The organism is Pedobacter sp., from assembly GCF_041662865.1.
Lineage (GTDB): Bacteria > Bacteroidota > Bacteroidia > Sphingobacteriales > Sphingobacteriaceae > Pedobacter.
The window spans coordinates 52,206-69,833 of record NZ_JBAZRL010000003.1; the positions used below are offsets into that span (position 1 = coordinate 52,206).

Below are 17,628 nucleotides of genomic sequence, written 5' to 3' on the forward strand. Positions count from 1 at the left end.
TCGAAGACTAATTAACAAAGTAAAATCCCTTAACAAAAGTTGAGGGATTTTTATTTAATTACTGTTTTGTCCAAATCCTTGTATTCAAATCTAGCTCCCGTACAATATCATACATAAAGTTCAACACAGACATATCATCATCTAATAAATCTGGTTTTAGTAGGGTTTTAAAAACAGGGGGTTCGAAATAATTTTTATCCAATGGGAAAGCAATATACATTCTAGTATCTATAAATGATAAAGAGATGGTATAGGCCGATCGCTGATTGAGGTCGTTAATTTTTTCCATCATTGCTGGAGTTAAAATATATCGGGCTTCAATTTGATCAGTACCATAGGTTACAAAATTTTTATTAAAGCCATCGTTTTCAAGCTCCACTAAGTTTTTATCTCCAAATGAATATACATTTTTAGAAAACCAGGCGCCAATCTTACTGCCAAAATCTTTCGGCCTAACTACAGTAACGCCATTAAAATTTTTGTTGAAATCTGCTGTAAATACAATTCCTTTTAAAATGTCATGCCAAGTTACCTGTCTGCCACTTTTTGTCTGAACTTCAGTTTTATATTCTGCATGTACCTCCGCGAAATAGAAGCTGGTTTTACCTATATTTCCACATATTAAATCTTCTGTACTATAACGATCTGGAGATGTTGTAAAAAGCTGTGAAGATGTAAATTCTGATTGTGTAATTCCTCTGCTAGGATCCAATGTTAAACTTTTATCTACTGTACTTAACGCAGCACCTATTACTTCTTGTTTAAATCGTCTTTTATAATTAGAAACATTATCACCAATGCGGAATAAAATAATTACACCAGGGATTGCGATAATAAAACCAACAATTGCTAGTATAACTAGACTTAAAACTGAACCAAAAGCAAAGCAAATAACGCCCAAAACAATAAAGCTCCAGCCTTGTAGTTTACTAGAAACTATTTTTTTTCGTTCAATTTCTAGTTCAGCAAGTACGTTTTCTACAGCCGAAGGTAGCGTGAAATTTGTAGACATTAATTATTGAAAAGGTCTTTGGCACTTACGTTTTTACGTTCTTCTTCAGCAGTTTCTAAAACTGTTATTGGTTGATAACCCAGCATGCCCGCAAACATATTTCCAGGGAACATCATTACAGCCTTATTGTAAGCGGTTACTGAAGAATTATAATTTCTTCTGGCTGCTGCAATTTGTTCTTCACTCTCTGTCCAAGTGCTTTGTAAGTTTAAAAAGTTTTGATTTGCTTTTAAATCAGGGTAATTTTCAACACTTACCATTAAGCCTTTTACAGCAGTTCCAATTTGTTGATCTAAAGCTAATTTATCACTTTCACTAACATTTGTTCCTAAAGCTTTACCTCTTAATTCAGTGATCTTGGTTAACGTATCACCTTCGTATTGCATGTATTGCTTAACAGTTTCCACTAAGTTTGGAATTAAGTCGAAACGTTTTTTAAGCATTACATCTATAGCAGAAAATGCATTTGCTACTTGATTTTTTTTACTAATTAAGGAATTGTATATCCCAATACCAATAATTAAAACGGCGATTGCAATGATAGCGACTATAATCATATCTGTTTGTGTTTAAGTAGTAAGATAAACATAAAATTTTTTGTTTTTAGATTGGATGTGGATGTTTGCAAAACGTTACAGCATTTCAACCTTCAAATTTTGCAAACAATCAATTGTGTAAAAAAACCCTACTCCGGAGAGAGCAGGGTTCAATCAATCAATATTAAAAAGGAGAACCTTTCTAATCTTCCAAAATTACGACTCCTTTTGCTTCAAACACAATTTCTTTTTTAGGTTTTGTGATTTTTGCAATTTCTTCAGCTGGTTTCTTAGCATCTTCTGCAATATGTTTTAGATCTTCAACAGATGTTTCCGTTCTTTCTGCAAAACCATCAATTACTACTTTTTTACCTGCTAAATCTTTAGGCATAAAAAAAGCATAATCTTTAAAATTCACACGAATAGTCTCGCCATTTGGTGCTTCTAAATTCATAAAACAACCCTTTTTTTGGCAAACTAGTGTTACTAAGCCAGTAACTTTCATGTCTTTTTTGGTTTCATTGCCAAGTTTTGCATTTACTTCTGCAGTTGTAATTACATTTCCTTTTTTAACACCTTCACCAAAAGATTTTCCTTCAAATGAAGTTGCGTCTTGTGCAAAAGCAAATGCAGTAAACATACAAAGGGCTAGGCTTAAAATAATTTTTTTCATTTTCTCTATTTTTAATTTGGATGTACTCTTATCTATCTGATACAAAAATATTTAAAATCTTTTTAATTAAGGAATATTCTCCTTATAAATGTGGGGTTGAAAAAAATCCCCACTACTTAAAAGCAGTGGGGGTCAATCATCCCTATTTATTAGTAATCATGAAAATACCAATGCTAAGTAAGAAGCAATAGATTGTCCAAATAATAAATTAAATAAAATAATATTCATAGATAACTGATAAATAGCTAATTAAATATTAATTGACTAAGATTTTGTGATGAGCCTTAATATTTAACTGTAGAAATATAATACCAGATAATCATAATATGGGCAATTTATTTCCTCAAGAGAAATCAAAAAGTTACCCAAAAAGTAATGAGAAAACCTCTTCAATTTTGCTAACGGTAATTATTTGTATTTTGAATTTATCCTTCACCAACCCTTTTAGGTTGTAATTTGAGATAAATATTTTTTCGAAACCTAATTTTTCTGCTTCTGAAATGCGTTGCTCTATACGATTTACTGCTCTAATCTCTCCAGATAAACCAACTTCAGCAGCAAAGCAAATCTTAGAGGAGATAAAGATATCTTCATGAGATGAAATAATCGCCGCCATGATCGCCAAATCAATCGCAGGATCCTCTACTTTAATTCCACCGGCAATATTTAAGAAAACATCTTTTGCGCTCAATCTAAATCCACATCTTTTTTCTAATACGGCAAGCAACATATTCATCCGTTTAGTATCAAAGCCTGTGGCAGATCGCTGCGGAGTTCCATAAGCAGCAATGCTAACTAATGCTTGAGTTTCAATTAGCATTGGTCTAGCGCCCTCTAAAGTTGCTCCAATTGTAATTCCGCTTAATTCTTCATCTCGTTGTGAAAGAAGAATTTCTGATGGATTTGAAACTTCTCTTAATCCACTGCTTTGCATGGCATAAATTCCTAGCTCTGAAGCTGCACCAAAACGGTTTTTAATAGATCTTAAAATCCGATAAATGTGATGCCTGTCTCCTTCAAATTGCAAAACAGTATCCACCATGTGCTCTAAAATTTTAGGCCCCGCAATTGCACCATCTTTGGTAATATGCCCAATTAAAAAAACAGGTGTGTCTGTTTCCTTTGCAAAACGCAATAGTTCCGCAGTACATTCTCTAACTTGAGAAACACTGCCCGGAGTAGATTCAATATGTGCAGAATGTAAGGTTTGGATAGAATCAATAATTACAATTTCTGGCTCTAAATGCTCTATTTGCTTAAAAATATTTTGAGTTGAAGTCTCAGTGAGAATATAGCAGTCTGCTTTTGGATTGATTGTAATTCTTTCTGCTCGCATTTTAATTTGCTGCTCACTTTCCTCCCCAGAAACATACAATACTTTCCTGCCAGATACATTTAGTGCAACCTGTAACATTAAAGTTGATTTACCAATCCCAGGTTCGCCACCAATTAAAATAACCGAACCTGCAACTAATCCACCACCTAAAACCCGATCCAATTCTGAATCGCCTGTAGTGGTTCTCTCTTCATTTGCGCTTTGAATCTCCTCAACCTTGCTGGGCTTACTTAACCTTTGTGTGCCTGTGGCTGATTTCCACGTTGGAACATGAGTTGCCCCTTTATCAATTATTTCCTCTACAAAGGTATTCCATTGGTTACATGAGGGACATTTGCCCAACCATTTTGCAGATTCATAACCACAACTCTGACAGAAATATGCTGATTTTGTTTTAGCCAATTTGATTTACGATTTGTTACTACGAATTTAGATTTATTCAGCTGAAAAAGCTTGAAAATTTATGAACAATAAAAAAGCCTGATTTCTTTTTAGAAACCAGGCCCTCAGTTTTATTAGTTGTTTATAATTTAATTTCTTCGTCTTTTGAAGATAAAAAATGAAATTCCGTTAAGTTGTAAGAAGATACTGATCTTATCTTAATTCGTTGGCCAAATTTGAAGAACCATTTCCATTGTAATGAAAGAAATCCTTTTTTAATATAAGCTTCAATATAAGGGTGCACACAAAGTGTGATGTTCTTTTCATTCTGCTCTTGCAAAATATAGGTCAAATTACTTTCTATGTCATCCATTAAAACAATACTTGCTTTAATTTCTCCAGTACCATCACATGTAGGGCATTTTTCTACCGTAACAATATTCATTTCTGGCCTAACACGCTGACGAGTAATTTGAACTAATCCAAATTTGCTTGGCGGCAAAATAGTGTGTTTAGCACGGTCAAGCAACATCAAATCACGTAAATAATCAAAAAGCATTTTACGATTAGTTGGTTTATGCATATCGATAAAATCGATTACCACAATACCGCCCATATCTCTCAATCTTAATTGACGAGCAATTTCTTTTGCAGCTTCTTTATTTACTTGAAGTGCATTTTCTTCTTGATTTTCTTTACTTGCAGTTCTATTACCACTGTTTACATCAATAACATGTAAAGCTTCAGTATGTTCTATTACTAAATAAGCTCCGCCAGCAAGATTAACCGTTTTGCCGAAGCCATTTTTAATTTGCTTTTCTACACCGAAATGTTCGAAAATGGGTTCTTTATGTTTGTAATGTTTAACGATTTTCTCCATTTCTGGTGAAATCTCATGTACATAAGAACGAATATCTTCAAATAGATTTGCATCGTTTACATAAACATTTGTAAAGTCGGTGCTTAAAATATCTCTGATTAGGGTAGAAGTACGATCCATTTCTCCCCAAACACGTTTAGAAGGTTCTGCATCGGGCAACTTCTTTGTGAAGTTTTCCCACTTAGATACAGAATCCAATAAATCTTTTTGTAATTCGGCAACGCCTTTTCCTTCAGATACCGTTCTGATGATCACCCCAAAATTTTTGGGTTTTATACTTTCAATAATCTTTTTTAAACGATTACGTTCGGTATTACTCTTAATCTTTTTAGAGATCGATATTACATTAGAAAAGGGCACTAAAACTATGTATCTTCCTGCAATAGAAAGATCAGAGCTTAATCTAGGGCCTTTAGTAGAAATAGGTTCTTTAGCAATTTGAACGGGTAGGATCAAATTTTTACTGACGATTTCGGATATTTTACCCGCTTTATTAATGTCAGATTCTAATTTAAAATTATCTAATAAAGTGCCATTAACTGTGCCGTTACGCTTAATTTTAGTAAGCTTTATTAAAGACTGTACTTGCGGACCTAAATCGAAATAATGCAAAAATGCATCTTTCTCATAACCTACATCAACAAACGCAGCATTTAAACCAGGCATAATTTTTTTAATGCGGCCTAAATAGATATCGCCAACGGCGTAATTGTTGTTAATGTGTTCCTTATGAAGTTCTACAAGATGTTTATCTTCAATTAAAGCTATGGTTACTCCCGTGGGAGTCGAATCGATTATTAATTCCTTTACCAAAAGCTACAGATTTTAAGGCAATTTAATGCCTTATTACACATGGACCAAAAAACATTGAATCCAAAAATAAATACCCGAATCATCAGATATTTATTTTTGATCAATACACTAATAGGGAAATCCTATTTTTTCTTGTGTCTGTTTTTTCTTAAACGTTTTTTACGTTTGTGCGTAGCCATTTTATGTCTTTTTCTTTTTTTACCGCTTGGCATAATTTTAAGTTTTTAATGTTTTTATTAATTCTGTTAATTAACGTTTATTCTTTAACTCAGCTACCTTAGTATCAATCCATTTGGATAATGTTGGGTTAGCTGCTAATTTCTTGCTATTTAAATAAGCGTCTATTGCTTCTTTGTTGTTACCTAAATTTTCATTAGCAGTAGCTAAATAAAAATAGGCATCTGGTGTAGCTTTGATATTGGTAATTATATCGTTAAAACGAATAATTGCTTTATCAAATTGACCAGATTTAATCGCGAACATGCCTAATTGCATATTTGCTTTAAGGTTCTTAGGATCTTTTTTAACTACATCCAATAGCATTGCTATACCTTGCATTGGTGCACCTAAACCATTAACAATGGTAGTTCCTAAACCAGTTCTTGCATCGCTGCTCGTAGAGTCTATTGCTAAGGCTTTAGTAAAAGCTGCATTTGCTTTTTGCAACATAACTGGTTGAACCAAGCTATCTTGTACAGCATTATCAAAAGCTTTTAAAAAACGTGTCCCAGCATTTAACCAATTCGTTAACGTTGGTTCTTCGTTTGCAACAACTTCTAAGTACATTGCACTAGGAGCTGCTTGCTCAACATCATCCCATTTTTGAGCCAATTGCTTAGCTTGAGTGGTTTTTTCTGCTCCTGAGGCGCCTTTATAAGCGCTTTCTAAAGCGGATATCTCTTTTGATGTAGCATTGCTCACTAAGTTCTTTGCAGTAGCAGATAACTCTTCAATAGTTAATTGTGCAGTAGTCGAATTTGCAGTAGCCTGCTCAGTTGGCATTTTACTAGCCTCATCCTTTGGTTTAACTAAACCCTTAATTTCTCTTGTAAACAAAAATCCAACAAGCAATAAAATTGCAATAATTATAAAAACTTGTTTTGAACGGACTGTGTTTAACATAATGAATTAAGCTTCTGCTTTAACTTTTTTAGAGTTGTTTTTTACTTTATCAACAAAAACTTTTGCTGGTTTAAAGCTTGGAACAAAATGCTCTGGAATAATAATCGCAGTGTTTTTAGAAATATTTCTAGCAGTTTTTTGTGCTCTCTTTTTTACAACGAAACTACCAAATCCTCTTACGTAAACATTTTCTCCGCCAATCATGCTATTTTTGATCACCTTGAAAAACGCCTCAACTGTTTCCTGTACGTCTACTTTCTCAATTCCTGTTTTTGTTGATATTTCTGAAATAATATCTGCCTTAGTCATATTTTTCTATTATTAAGTTATTGTTGTTAAATATTATAACTGTTTTGGGGTTGCAAAAGTATTGCTTTTTAATGAGATAGGAAAATAAAAGATGATTTATTTACAATCAAACTTATCATGTTAATGCAAGTTTTGTTAAAATGATATATTTTGATTGTATTTTTGAAGGAATGAACTTCCAAAATGAAATTGTAAAATGGTATAAAACTAATAAACGTGAGCTTCCGTGGCGTAATACTACTGATGCGTATGTGATTTGGTTATCAGAAATTATTTTACAACAAACCCGTGTTGAGCAAGGATTGCCCTACTTCAATAAATTTTTAGCACACTTCCCTACGGTTAAATCTTTTGCAGAGGCAACGGAAAATCAAGTATTGAAACTTTGGCAAGGTTTGGGCTATTATTCGCGTGGTAGAAATATGTTGTTTACTGCTAAACAAGTAATGGAAATACACGATGGAATATTTCCGATGCACTACGAAAAGCTAATTCAGTTGAAAGGAATTGGCGAATATACCGCTGCGGCAATATCATCTTTCTCTAATAATCAATCTAAAGCTGTTTTAGACGGTAATGTTTTTAGAGTATTGGCAAGATATTTTGGTATTGAGGAGCCTATAAATTCTACCACTGGGAAAAAATTGTTCTCAGAACTTTCACAGAGTTTAATCGAAAATCAAAAACCATCTGTATACAACCAAGCTATTATGGAGTTTGGCGCCTTACAATGTAAACCTAAATCACCAGCGTGTAATATATGCCCTTTACAACTAGGGTGTTATGCATATAAACATCACAAAGTGGATGTTTTACCTGTAAAATTAAAAAAGCTTAAAGTAAGAGAACGATGGTTTAATTACTTTGTTGGAATAGACAATGGTCAAATTCTAACAAAGCAGCGTAAACCTGGAGATGTGTGGCAACATCTATATGATTTCCCTTTAATTGAGACGGAAGAAAGGCCTGATTTTGAAGAAAAATCTTTCATTGAAAAAGTAAAAAGTACATTCGGATCAAACGTTAAAATTATACCTAAAATGCAAAAAAAGCATTTATTAACCCACCAAATTATATATGTACAATTTTTTGGTTTAGATAATTATATTATTAACTTTAATCTACATACAGACATTAAATCTGTTTTGCTTGAAGATTTTGAAGATTTACCTCATCCTAAAGTAATAAGCGATTTTATTAACCTGTATATAAAAAACTAATCAAATATATCTATGTCTGGCATTAACAAAGTTATTTTAGTGGGACACCTGGGAAAAGACCCAGAGGTTCGGCATTTAGAAGGTGGGGTCACGGTAGCGAGTTTTCCGTTAGCTACTTCAGAAACGTATAATAAAGACGGCAAGCGTGTAGAACAAACTGAATGGCACAACATTGTGCTGTGGAGAGGTTTGGCGGAAGTTGCTTCTAAGTATCTCCAAAAAGGAAAGTTGGTCTATATCGAAGGTAAGTTGCGCACTCGATCTTTCGAAGACAAGGAAAAAGTTAAAAAGTATGTTACTGAAGTTGTAGCAGAGAATTTTACGATGTTAGGTAGAAAAAGTGATTTCGAAAATACCCCTGCAAGTAATGGAGGTACCACTCCTAAAAGTGAGGATGATTTTGTAAGTCCAGTAGACGAAACTGGTGATTTGCCCTTTTAATGCTCAAAACTTATTTAAACAAAAAGGCTCGATATTATCGAGCCTTTTTGTTTTATTCTACGGTTACAGATTTTGCTAAATTTCTCGGCTGGTCAACATTACAGCCTCTTAAGACTGCAATATGATAAGATAATAATTGTAGTGGGATTGTTGCTAATAGTGGTAAAAATGCCTCACTCGAATCAGGGATTTCAATGCAATAATCGGCCATCTTTTTAACTTCAGTATCACCTTCTGTTACAATCGCAATAACAACTCCTTTTCTAGCTTTAACCTCTTGGATGTTGCTGATTACTTTTTCGTAAGATGAATTCTTGGTAGCAATAACAACGACAGGCATTTCTTCATCAATTAAAGCTATTGGACCATGTTTCATTTCTGCTGCAGGATAACCTTCTGCATGGATATAAGAGATCTCTTTTAATTTTAAAGCACCTTCTAAAGCAACAGGGAAACCACTTCCTCTACCTAAAAACAAACAATTTCTTGAATCTTTGAATTTTTCTGAGATTGCTTTAACAATATCATTTGATTGCAATGCAATATGAATTTTATCAGGAATACAATCTAATTCAGTTAAAAGTTCTACTAATTTTGAATTAGAAATAGTTCCTTTTTGTTGTGCCATGTAAAACGCCATTAGCGTTAGAACCGTTACTTGTGCCGTAAATGCTTTTGTAGATGCTACACCAATTTCTGGACCAGCATGCGTATATACACCAGCATGAGTTATTCTAGGGATAGAGGCTCCAACTACATTACAAACACCAAAAATAGTGGCGCCTTTTTCTTTAGCCATTTCTATGGCGGCCATTGTATCTGCAGTTTCGCCAGATTGAGAGATAGCAATAACTACATCTTTTTCAGTAATAATCGGATTTCTGTATCTAAATTCTGATGCATATTCCACTTCAACAGGAATGCGGGCATATTCTTCTATTAAATATTCACCTACTAAACCAGCATGCCAAGAAGTGCCACAGGCAACTATAATAATGCGATCTATATTTTTAAGCTTGTCTGCAAACTCTTTAATTCCGCCTAGTTGTACTTTGCCCTCTTCAGGATAGATACGACCTCTCATACAGTCTCTAATCGAACGAGGTTGCTCATAAATTTCCTTTAGCATAAAGTGATCGTAACCACCTTTTTCAAGCATTTCTAATTGAAGCTCTAATTCTTGTACATATGGAGTTTGTATAACATTATCTAATCGTTTAATTAAAAGCTCATCTCTTTTTACAAAAGCAATTTCATTATCGTTTAGGTAAATAACATTTTTAGTATATTCTATAATAGGCGTAGCGTCAGATGCAATAAAATATTCTCCTTGACCAACGCCAATAACCATAGGACTACCTTTTCTAGCAGCTATTAATTCATTTGGATTATCTTGATCCATTATAACAATAGCATAAGCACCGCTAACTTCATTTAATGCCAGCCTAACAGCCTCTAACAAGTCAACTTCCTCGTTTTTATAGATTTCTTCTACCAAATGGATTAAAACCTCTGTATCAGTATCGCTATTAAAAGTATGACCTCTTCTTAAAAGTTCTTCTTTTAGGGTAGCATAGTTTTCAATAATTCCATTATGGATGATACTTAATCTGCTATTGTTGGAAGTGTGAGGGTGAGAATTACGATCTGATGGTGCGCCATGGGTTGCCCAACGTGTATGCCCCATACCAATCGTTCCTGACAAATTTTTATCTACGGAATAATTTTCGAGTTCTTGAACCTTTCCGGCCTTTTTATAGATGTTTAAATTACCATTATTAATTAATGCAACGCCTGCACTATCGTAACCACGGTATTCTAATCTTTTTAGCCCTTTAATTACAATTGGCCATGCCTCACGAAAACCAATATAACCTACAATTCCACACATATAAATTTTTCCATTAAAATAAGAAATCGCTCAAAAGTATTGCTTTTGAGCGATTAATCAAACGGTTGCGTAAAATAAATTTTTAGTTTATTTTGGTATAGTAGATGTTTAATTTCATCAAATTATCGCCTGCAACGGGAGTCTTTTTAAAAGAGCCAATTACGGATCTGGCAGCAGCAGAAATAGATGGATAGATTTGATATTCATTAGTAGGTGTTACTGCTAAAAAAGTACCATAATCTGTAGTTTTTCCGTTCAATAGATCTTGGATATAACTCGTTACCACAAATACATACTGTTTAGTTACTGAATTATAATATCCACCAAAAACTGTTGGGCTCAATGAACGAGGATCTCCGCTATTATACTGCGTTGCCGAATTATTATCTGGCACATTTTGTCTTTGTTCAGCAATATCATACCTGTAAAGGGCAAGTCTCGGCGCAGCTCCATAAGGAATCACATCTGATCCTGTACTTATATCTATCACCAATTCAGCTTTATTAACCACAATCTTACCAATATTAGCAGCAAATTTGTTTAAATAAGGAAAAGCAATTTTATTTCTTAAACCAACTAGTGGCTGTAAATAAGTTACAGGGTATTGTACCGTAGGGTTACTTAGTTGTGTTGCCACAGGTGTGCTTGAGTAATTGTGCTTAATAGTTGCTGCAATAGGATTAGATACGGTTTCAATAGGAAAATTGACAGATGTGGTATCTTTAAGACCGGTAGTAGCGTTTTGGTTTTTATAATACAATACTACAGCAGAATTAGTGCCTGCAAAATCAAAGAACATAATTCCGCCTTTTCCAGTTGAACTGGTTTTGTTAATCTGAAGATGAAGCCCTCCAAAATAACCAGTAAAATTCGAGTTATATTTCAAATCTGTAGCATTTGCTTCAGCAATATTAGCTTGGATGAAATTTTTATCTAAGGGTATTCTTAGTTGGGGAGTAACAGTTCTTAACGTATCAGCTTTTCCAACTACTATATCCGTAACTTTATATTTTGTGGTTGGATATAATTTTCCTGTTTTGTTTCCAATAATTGGGTTAAAATATGGCCAATCTTTATTGCTCAAAAAAGAAGTTTCTTTGGAAAGATCAGTTTTCAACTGACGTACATCAATACTGTAAGTTGAAGTACTATCTCCATAAAATTCGCCACCATAATTTAATACTAATATAGCAGAATCAATAGTCGGAGTGTTACCAAAACTATAAGCATTAACAGGTAAATTTACGGTCATTGCCAAACTCGATTCTGTTGTACCAAATGTCGGATCTATTAAATATCCAAAAGGATGTCTAGTCGCTGTACTTGTTTCTATATCGCTTTCTTGTATAGTACGAGAGGTAATAGTAATCGAATCAACTAAAGAACCTTGTATAGCGCTACTAGGATCTACTTCTAATCCTATTGTTGATGTGTTTTCGCATGATGCGAAAAGAAAAAGACTTATCAACAGGGTTAATAAGTCTAGTTTTGAAAATTTCATATTTGATATTAAAATAATGCTCGCTTTTAAGCTACTGAAACCAATTCTTCATCAGAGATTTCTTCGTAAAAATTGAAGAAGTTCTCGTAATTTTCGGTTAAATTAAAGGCTAAAGTTGGCTTATTAGAATCTTTAACAAATTTTAACACATCTTTATCTAAGTTTACATCAGCCAAAACAACGGCATCAGAATGGCTTATTGCCCCCATATGCAAGCTGTTACAGTCTGCTTTAACGAATGCTTTTGTATCCTCTTCAGTCATGTTATTCATCACCGCTTTTTTATGCAAATCAGCATTTAAAGTTTCAGTAAAGCAATTCTCATAAACAGAGTAAACTACTTTTGCATTTTTAAATGTAGGGTCGTTTTTATAAGTCGTTTTGATATAAGCGGGTACTAAAGATGTCATCCAGCCATGGCAATGAACAATGTCTGGTGCCCAGCCCAATTTTTTAACAGTTTCTAAAGCGCCTTTGCAGAAGAAAATAGTACGCTCATCATTGTCTGCATAAAATTTGTTTTCCTTATCTCTGAAGACATACTTTCTCTGAAAATAATCTTCATTATCTAAGAAATAAACTTGCATACGTGCAGCTGGAATTGATGCAACTTTAATGATTAGTGGATTATCATTGTCATCAATAATAATGTTCATACCTGATAAACGGATAACCTCATGTAACCTGTTTCTTCTTTCGTTAATGTTACCAAACCTTGGCATTAGAATGCGGATTTCAAATCCTTTTTCTTGCATTGCTTGCGGTAATTGGCGAGTAATTTCTGAAATTTTAGTGAGTTCGAGGAAAGGCGACATCTCGTGTGTAACAATCAGTAGCTTCGTTTTTGCCATCTCCATAGTGTATATTAAATTATGTTAATTTAAAGATTATCAAGGTGCAAAGGTACGTAAAATATTAATATTTATCAATAACTTATGCAATAGGCTTTGTAAGTTTTAGATAATTGTTCAACTTTGAGCCTTTAAAACCAATTGGTAATTTGGAAATTATACATACAATCTCAGCACTGCAATTATTATTAAAGCCATTGCAGAAGTCAAAATCTAAAATCGCATTGGTACCAACTATGGGCGCTCTGCATAAAGGCCATTTATCGCTCATTAAAATTGCGCAGCAACAGGCTGATATAGTAGTGTGCAGCATTTTTGTAAATCCCACTCAATTTAGAGATCCTAAAGATTTAGAAAAATACCCAAGGCCTTTAGAGCATGATATCAAAATGCTAAATGATGCTGGTTGCGATGTAGTATTTATGCCATCAGTTAAAGAGATGTACCCGAGCTTTCCTAAACCAGAAAATTGGCATATAGATTTAGGCAATGCAGAATTTTTGTTGGAAGGAGAATTTAGGAAAGGTCATTATCAGGGTGTAACTCAAATTGTAAAAAAACTTTTTGATGCTGTAACTCCAGATATTGCTTTTTTCGGTCAAAAAGATTTCCAACAGGTGCTGATGATTAAAAATATGGTGAACTATTTTAATATGCCTGTAGAAATTATTTCTTGCCCAATTATAAGAGAAGAAGATGGATTGGCCATGAGTTCTAGAAATATCCATTTATCTGAAATAGATAGAAAGAATGCCTTGGTGTTAAGTAGGGCCTTACAATATGTGAAGGATAATTTTAATCTGTTGAGTTTAGCACAACTATTAGAGGGTGCAAAAAAAATGATTAATGAAATTGTTGGTGTTGAATTAGATTATTTTACAATTGCAGATGGAGAGACCTTATTGCCAATCGAAAATAAAACTGCTAAATATCCTGTAGCACTCGTTGCAGCTAAAGTTGGCGAAACAAGATTAATAGATAATATGCTACTAAAAAAGTAAAATGTAATATGTAAAATGGATTGGATATGACACATCTTCCATCTTACATTATATATCTTCCGTAATAATGTGCTAACTTTGCAGTATGATTATCGAGATTCTAAAATCGAAAATACACCGTGTTAAAGTAACGCAGGCAGAATTAAATTACGTTGGCAGTATTACTATAGATGAAGATTTATTAGATGCAGCTAATATTATCGCAAATGAAAAAGTTCAAATTGTAAATAATAACAATGGCGAACGTTTTGAAACATATGCAATTAGAGGCGAACGCGGTACTGGTACTATTTGTCTAAATGGTGCAACAGCTAGAAAAGTTCAAGTTGGCGATATCTTAATTATCATGTCTTATGGCTCTTTGCCTGTAGAAGAGGCTAAAAAATATCAACCCATTCTTGTTTTCCCAGACGATAATAACAAACTTCTGAAATAATATCCTCTTCTTAACAATACAGAGCTTTCCCAACTGATTTTTAGAGTTTTTTAATCCTAAGTTTGACAATTTTAATTTTTTCGAACAATAGCCTAGTAGTTTGAATGTCCGAAAATGTCTGTAAATGTCCAGAAATGTCAGTAAAAAAGTGACGTTGCTCTAGTGTTGTTCGAGGTTTACCCTAGGTTTGTTCTTCTCAAAGGGCATTTTTCAAGAGAAATGTAGGAGGAGACTAGGAGGAATGTAGGAGAAATGAATCCTAAATTTTGAATTTAAGCATGTTTAAAAAATCATCTTTGGTTAGGTTTTCCTATGCATGGTTGAAACAAAATCGAATGAAGACGACTAATTTGGAAAAACTCATCGGTATAGCGAAAAGTGTGGTCTTGACATCAATTCGAATAAAGTGCAAATAAATCCGACTGTTTTTGTCGCATTTCTAAACTAAAATATAACAGCAATAAATTGTCTAACTTTTATCCTAGATGTCCTATTTATTGAAAAAATTACTATGCAACCATAGTAATTTGGTTAAGAAGTACTAAATTTGGAAAATCTAACCATTTATAGATCATAATTATGCTTTTTGAGTTAAGTGAAGAACAATTGATGATACAACAGGCTGCCAGAGATTTTGCACAAACAGAATTGAAGCCAGGAGTAATCGAAAGAGATGAACATCAGAAATTTCCAACTGAACAAGTTAAAAAACTTGGCGAACTTGGATTTTTAGGAATGATGGTTGATCCAAAATATAATGGAAGTGGCATGGATGCTGTTTCTTATGTTTTGGTAATGGAAGAATTATCGAAAATTGATGCGTCTGCGTCAGTAGTGGTTTCCGTAAATAATTCATTAGTTTGTTATGGACTCGAAGCTTTTGCAAACGAAGCACAAAAAGAAAAATATTTAAAACCATTAGCTTCAGGAGAAAAAATTGGTGCTTTTTGCCTTTCTGAACCTGAAGCGGGCTCTGACGCTACATCTCAGCAAACTACCGCTGAAGACAAAGGAGATTACTATTTATTAAATGGTACTAAAAACTGGATAACCAATGGTAGTACTGCAAGCACATATTTAGTAATTGCTCAAACGCACAAAGAATTGAGACATAAAGGTATCAATGCTTTTATAGTTGAAAAAGGAACTCCAGGATTTACTATTGGGCCAAAAGAAAATAAGCTAGGTATTCGTGGATCTGATACGCATTCGTTAATGTTTAATGATGTAAAAGTTCCAAAAGAAAATAGAATTGGAGATGATGGATTTGGATTTTCTTTTGCCATGAAAACCTTAGAAGGTGGTAGAATTGGGATTGCAGCCCAGGCATTGGGCATTGCTGCCGGTGCGTATGAATTAGCACTTAACTATTCAAAGCAACGTAAGGCATTTGGTAAACCAATTTCAGATCATCAAGCAATTGCTTTTAAATTGGCAGATATGGCTACTCAGATTGAAGCAGCTAGAATGTTAGTTTATAAAGCGGCGTGGTTAAAAGATCAAGGACAATCGTATACATTGGCAGGTTCTATGGCTAAATTATTTGCAAGTAAAGTTGCCATGGATGTTACAGTTGAAGCGATACAAATACATGGTGGCTACGGCTTTGTAAAAGAATATCATGTAGAACGATTAATGAGAGACGCAAAAATTACCCAGATATATGAAGGTACATCTGAAATACAAAAGATGGTAATTAGCAGAAGCATTTTAAGTTAAATAGTCAGAGATGACTGAAAGTCGGAAGACGAAAGAAGCCGCTGATTTGCAAAATCAGCGGCTTAAATTTTTGAATTATTTTTTCTCAACTCCAAAAATAGAATCCAATATCATTTTAATAATCGAAACGGCTATTGCTAAAATTGCAGCAGCTAAAAATCCAGAGGTGTTAAATCCTGTCATCCAGTTATCTACCAGTAAAATCATAAGTACGGTAATAATAAATGAGATTAGGCCTAACGTTAATACGTTTAGTGGAAATGTAAAAATTCTTAGAATTAATCCGATCGTTGCATTTGCAACTGCAATTAAGATGGCGGCAATAATTGCGCTGCCGTATCCATCTACACTAACACCTGGAACAATGTAAGCGCCAAGCATCATGGCTAAACCCATAAGTAAAATTTCGAGTATCAACTTCATAATGTTAATTTAGTTAAATGTTAAAATATTTAAAAGTATCAATTTGGCTTTTATGCCTTTTCTTATTTGGCTGTACAACAAATAACAAGCCATTGTTAATTCATTTTTCTAAAGATAGCAGTGTTATCGTAATTACTAATATAGAGGCTGCAGGTCTTTTCCAACTTAAAAATAACATAAATACAGATACGACGTATCAAAATTTAGTATCAGTTTTACAAACTCCTGCTGATGACGATTCGACAAGCATGGAGGTTGAATGCCCTGGAAAATTAAGTATTGCTGGTGATAGTCTATTATTTACCCCGACAACACCATTTGTAAAAGGAAAATCATATCTAATTGAAACAATGTTGAATGCACAATTTGCAAGTGGAAAAGAAATCATAAAATCTAATGTTGGTCATAAAGTGAAAGCTCAACAACAAATCTTAAAGCGATAATAAATAACTCATTTATAGGCTTTTTTATTTTGAAAAATATTCGTACATTTGCACCGTAATAGAGGAAGAAGAGGGGACAGAGTCCCCTCTTTTCTTTTGCAACAATTTAGGATATGCAGGTAGAAAAAAGAGTTAAAGAGCTCGTAGAGGAAAAGATTGCAGATAGACCTGAACTGTTTTTGGTAAACATAAAAATGCTGCCAAATAACAAACTTATTATCCATGTAGATGGTGATGAGGGAATAAGTATTCAGGATTGTGCAGCAATTAGTAGGCATGTTGGTTTTCACTTAGAAGAAGAAAACACAATTGAGAAAGCTTACAATTTAGAAGTTTCATCTCCAGGTGTTGGTGAGCCACTTCAATTGATTCGTCAATACCATAAAAATATTGGTAGAGAATTGAGCGTTAAACTATCCAATGGAGAAAAAAAAGAAGGCAAATTGCTTTCCGTTAATGATAATGCAATCTCGATAGAAGAGAAAATTAAAGAAAAAGGTAAAAAAGCCCAATTGGTAGAAACCCCAATTGAGTTTAATACAATAGTAGAAACAAAGGTTTTAATTTCATTTAAATAGAACCGCTATGGTTTACTGAATAAAATAAACCAATTAAACCATAGCAGCTTCATCACAAATGA

The 17,628-nt window shown here is 33.7% G+C and carries 18 protein-coding genes; 7 read left to right on the forward strand and 11 right to left on the reverse strand.

What is annotated here, in order from left to right; translation table 11 throughout:
- Positions 1 to 58: 58 nt before the first annotated feature.
- From WC622_RS01815 to WC622_RS01845, 7 genes are all read right to left on the reverse strand, one after another.
- Complete coding sequence (locus tag WC622_RS01815; RefSeq protein ID WP_372816705.1) at positions 59 to 1,012, reverse strand: DUF3137 domain-containing protein; 954 nt, start codon at positions 1,010 to 1,012, stop codon at positions 59 to 61.
- Positions 1,012 to 1,569: a LemA family protein gene (locus WC622_RS01820; RefSeq protein ID WP_372816707.1), complete on the reverse strand. Its 558-nt coding sequence runs from the start codon at positions 1,567 to 1,569 to the stop codon at positions 1,012 to 1,014. The genes WC622_RS01815 and WC622_RS01820 overlap by 1 nt, the downstream gene beginning before the upstream one ends.
- Positions 1,570 to 1,750: 181 nt before the next feature.
- On the reverse strand, positions 1,751 to 2,221 hold the full coding sequence (locus WC622_RS01825) for a DUF4920 domain-containing protein (protein WP_372816709.1): 471 nt from the start codon (positions 2,219 to 2,221) through the stop codon (positions 1,751 to 1,753).
- 361 nt (positions 2,222 to 2,582) lie between these two features.
- Entirely contained in the window at positions 2,583 to 3,959 is a 1,377-nt protein-coding gene (gene radA / locus WC622_RS01830; protein WP_372816711.1) for a DNA repair protein RadA, read from the reverse strand.
- Between the two features lie 121 nt (positions 3,960 to 4,080).
- On the reverse strand, positions 4,081 to 5,631 hold the full coding sequence (locus WC622_RS01835; RefSeq protein WP_372816713.1) for a ribonuclease E/G: 1,551 nt from the start codon (positions 5,629 to 5,631) through the stop codon (positions 4,081 to 4,083).
- A 249-nt stretch (positions 5,632 to 5,880) separates the two neighbouring features.
- Positions 5,881 to 6,753 (reverse strand): tetratricopeptide repeat protein, encoded by an 873-nt coding sequence (locus tag WC622_RS01840; protein WP_372816715.1) that lies wholly within the window; start codon positions 6,751 to 6,753, stop codon positions 5,881 to 5,883.
- A 6-nt stretch (positions 6,754 to 6,759) separates the two neighbouring features.
- Positions 6,760 to 7,062, reverse strand: a complete 303-nt coding sequence (locus WC622_RS01845; RefSeq protein WP_055133196.1) for an HU family DNA-binding protein — start codon at positions 7,060 to 7,062, stop codon at positions 6,760 to 6,762.
- A 140-nt stretch (positions 7,063 to 7,202) separates the two neighbouring features.
- Between WC622_RS01845 and mutY the strand changes: the two genes are divergently transcribed.
- On the forward strand, positions 7,203 to 8,282 hold the full coding sequence (mutY, locus tag WC622_RS01850) for an A/G-specific adenine glycosylase (protein WP_372816718.1): 1,080 nt from the start codon (positions 7,203 to 7,205) through the stop codon (positions 8,280 to 8,282).
- A gap of 12 nt (positions 8,283 to 8,294) precedes the next feature.
- Positions 8,295 to 8,723, forward strand: a complete 429-nt coding sequence (locus tag WC622_RS01855) for a single-stranded DNA-binding protein (RefSeq protein ID WP_372816720.1) — start codon at positions 8,295 to 8,297, stop codon at positions 8,721 to 8,723.
- A 52-nt stretch (positions 8,724 to 8,775) separates the two neighbouring features.
- On the opposite strand, the gene glmS is transcribed toward WC622_RS01855, so the two are convergent.
- From glmS to WC622_RS01870, 3 genes are all read right to left on the reverse strand, one after another.
- The gene (gene glmS, locus WC622_RS01860; protein ID WP_372816722.1) at positions 8,776 to 10,614 is read right to left on the reverse strand and encodes a glutamine--fructose-6-phosphate transaminase (isomerizing); all 1,839 of its coding nucleotides are present in this window, start codon (positions 10,612 to 10,614) and stop codon (positions 8,776 to 8,778) included.
- A gap of 82 nt (positions 10,615 to 10,696) precedes the next feature.
- Positions 10,697 to 12,115, reverse strand: coding sequence for a DUF4270 family protein (locus WC622_RS01865; RefSeq protein ID WP_372816724.1), 1,419 nt, complete (start codon positions 12,113 to 12,115; stop codon positions 10,697 to 10,699).
- Positions 12,116 to 12,141: 26 nt separating this feature from the next.
- Positions 12,142 to 12,966, reverse strand: a complete 825-nt coding sequence (locus WC622_RS01870) for a glycogen/starch synthase (protein ID WP_372816726.1) — start codon at positions 12,964 to 12,966, stop codon at positions 12,142 to 12,144.
- 149 nt (positions 12,967 to 13,115) lie between these two features.
- Here WC622_RS01870 and panC point away from each other — a divergent pair, with 149 nt between their 5' ends.
- From panC to WC622_RS01885, 3 genes are all read left to right on the forward strand, one after another.
- Positions 13,116 to 13,967, forward strand: a complete 852-nt coding sequence (gene panC / locus WC622_RS01875; RefSeq protein ID WP_372816728.1) for a pantoate--beta-alanine ligase — start codon at positions 13,116 to 13,118, stop codon at positions 13,965 to 13,967.
- An 85-nt stretch (positions 13,968 to 14,052) separates the two neighbouring features.
- Entirely contained in the window at positions 14,053 to 14,403 is a 351-nt protein-coding gene (gene panD / locus WC622_RS01880) for an aspartate 1-decarboxylase (protein WP_372816729.1), read from the forward strand.
- A 579-nt stretch (positions 14,404 to 14,982) separates the two neighbouring features.
- Complete coding sequence (locus tag WC622_RS01885; RefSeq protein ID WP_372816731.1) at positions 14,983 to 16,122, forward strand: acyl-CoA dehydrogenase; 1,140 nt, start codon at positions 14,983 to 14,985, stop codon at positions 16,120 to 16,122.
- A 75-nt stretch (positions 16,123 to 16,197) separates the two neighbouring features.
- On the opposite strand, the gene WC622_RS01890 is transcribed toward WC622_RS01885, so the two are convergent.
- Positions 16,198 to 16,545 (reverse strand): phage holin family protein, encoded by a 348-nt coding sequence (locus WC622_RS01890; RefSeq protein ID WP_372816733.1) that lies wholly within the window; start codon positions 16,543 to 16,545, stop codon positions 16,198 to 16,200.
- A gap of 17 nt (positions 16,546 to 16,562) precedes the next feature.
- Between WC622_RS01890 and WC622_RS01895 the strand changes: the two genes are divergently transcribed.
- Both WC622_RS01895 and rimP read left to right on the forward strand, forming a co-directional pair.
- Positions 16,563 to 16,988: a hypothetical protein gene (locus WC622_RS01895; RefSeq protein ID WP_372816735.1), complete on the forward strand. Its 426-nt coding sequence runs from the start codon at positions 16,563 to 16,565 to the stop codon at positions 16,986 to 16,988.
- 113 nt (positions 16,989 to 17,101) lie between these two features.
- Positions 17,102 to 17,566, forward strand: coding sequence for a ribosome assembly cofactor RimP (gene rimP, locus WC622_RS01900; protein ID WP_372816737.1), 465 nt, complete (start codon positions 17,102 to 17,104; stop codon positions 17,564 to 17,566).
- Positions 17,567 to 17,628: the final 62 nt, after the last annotated feature.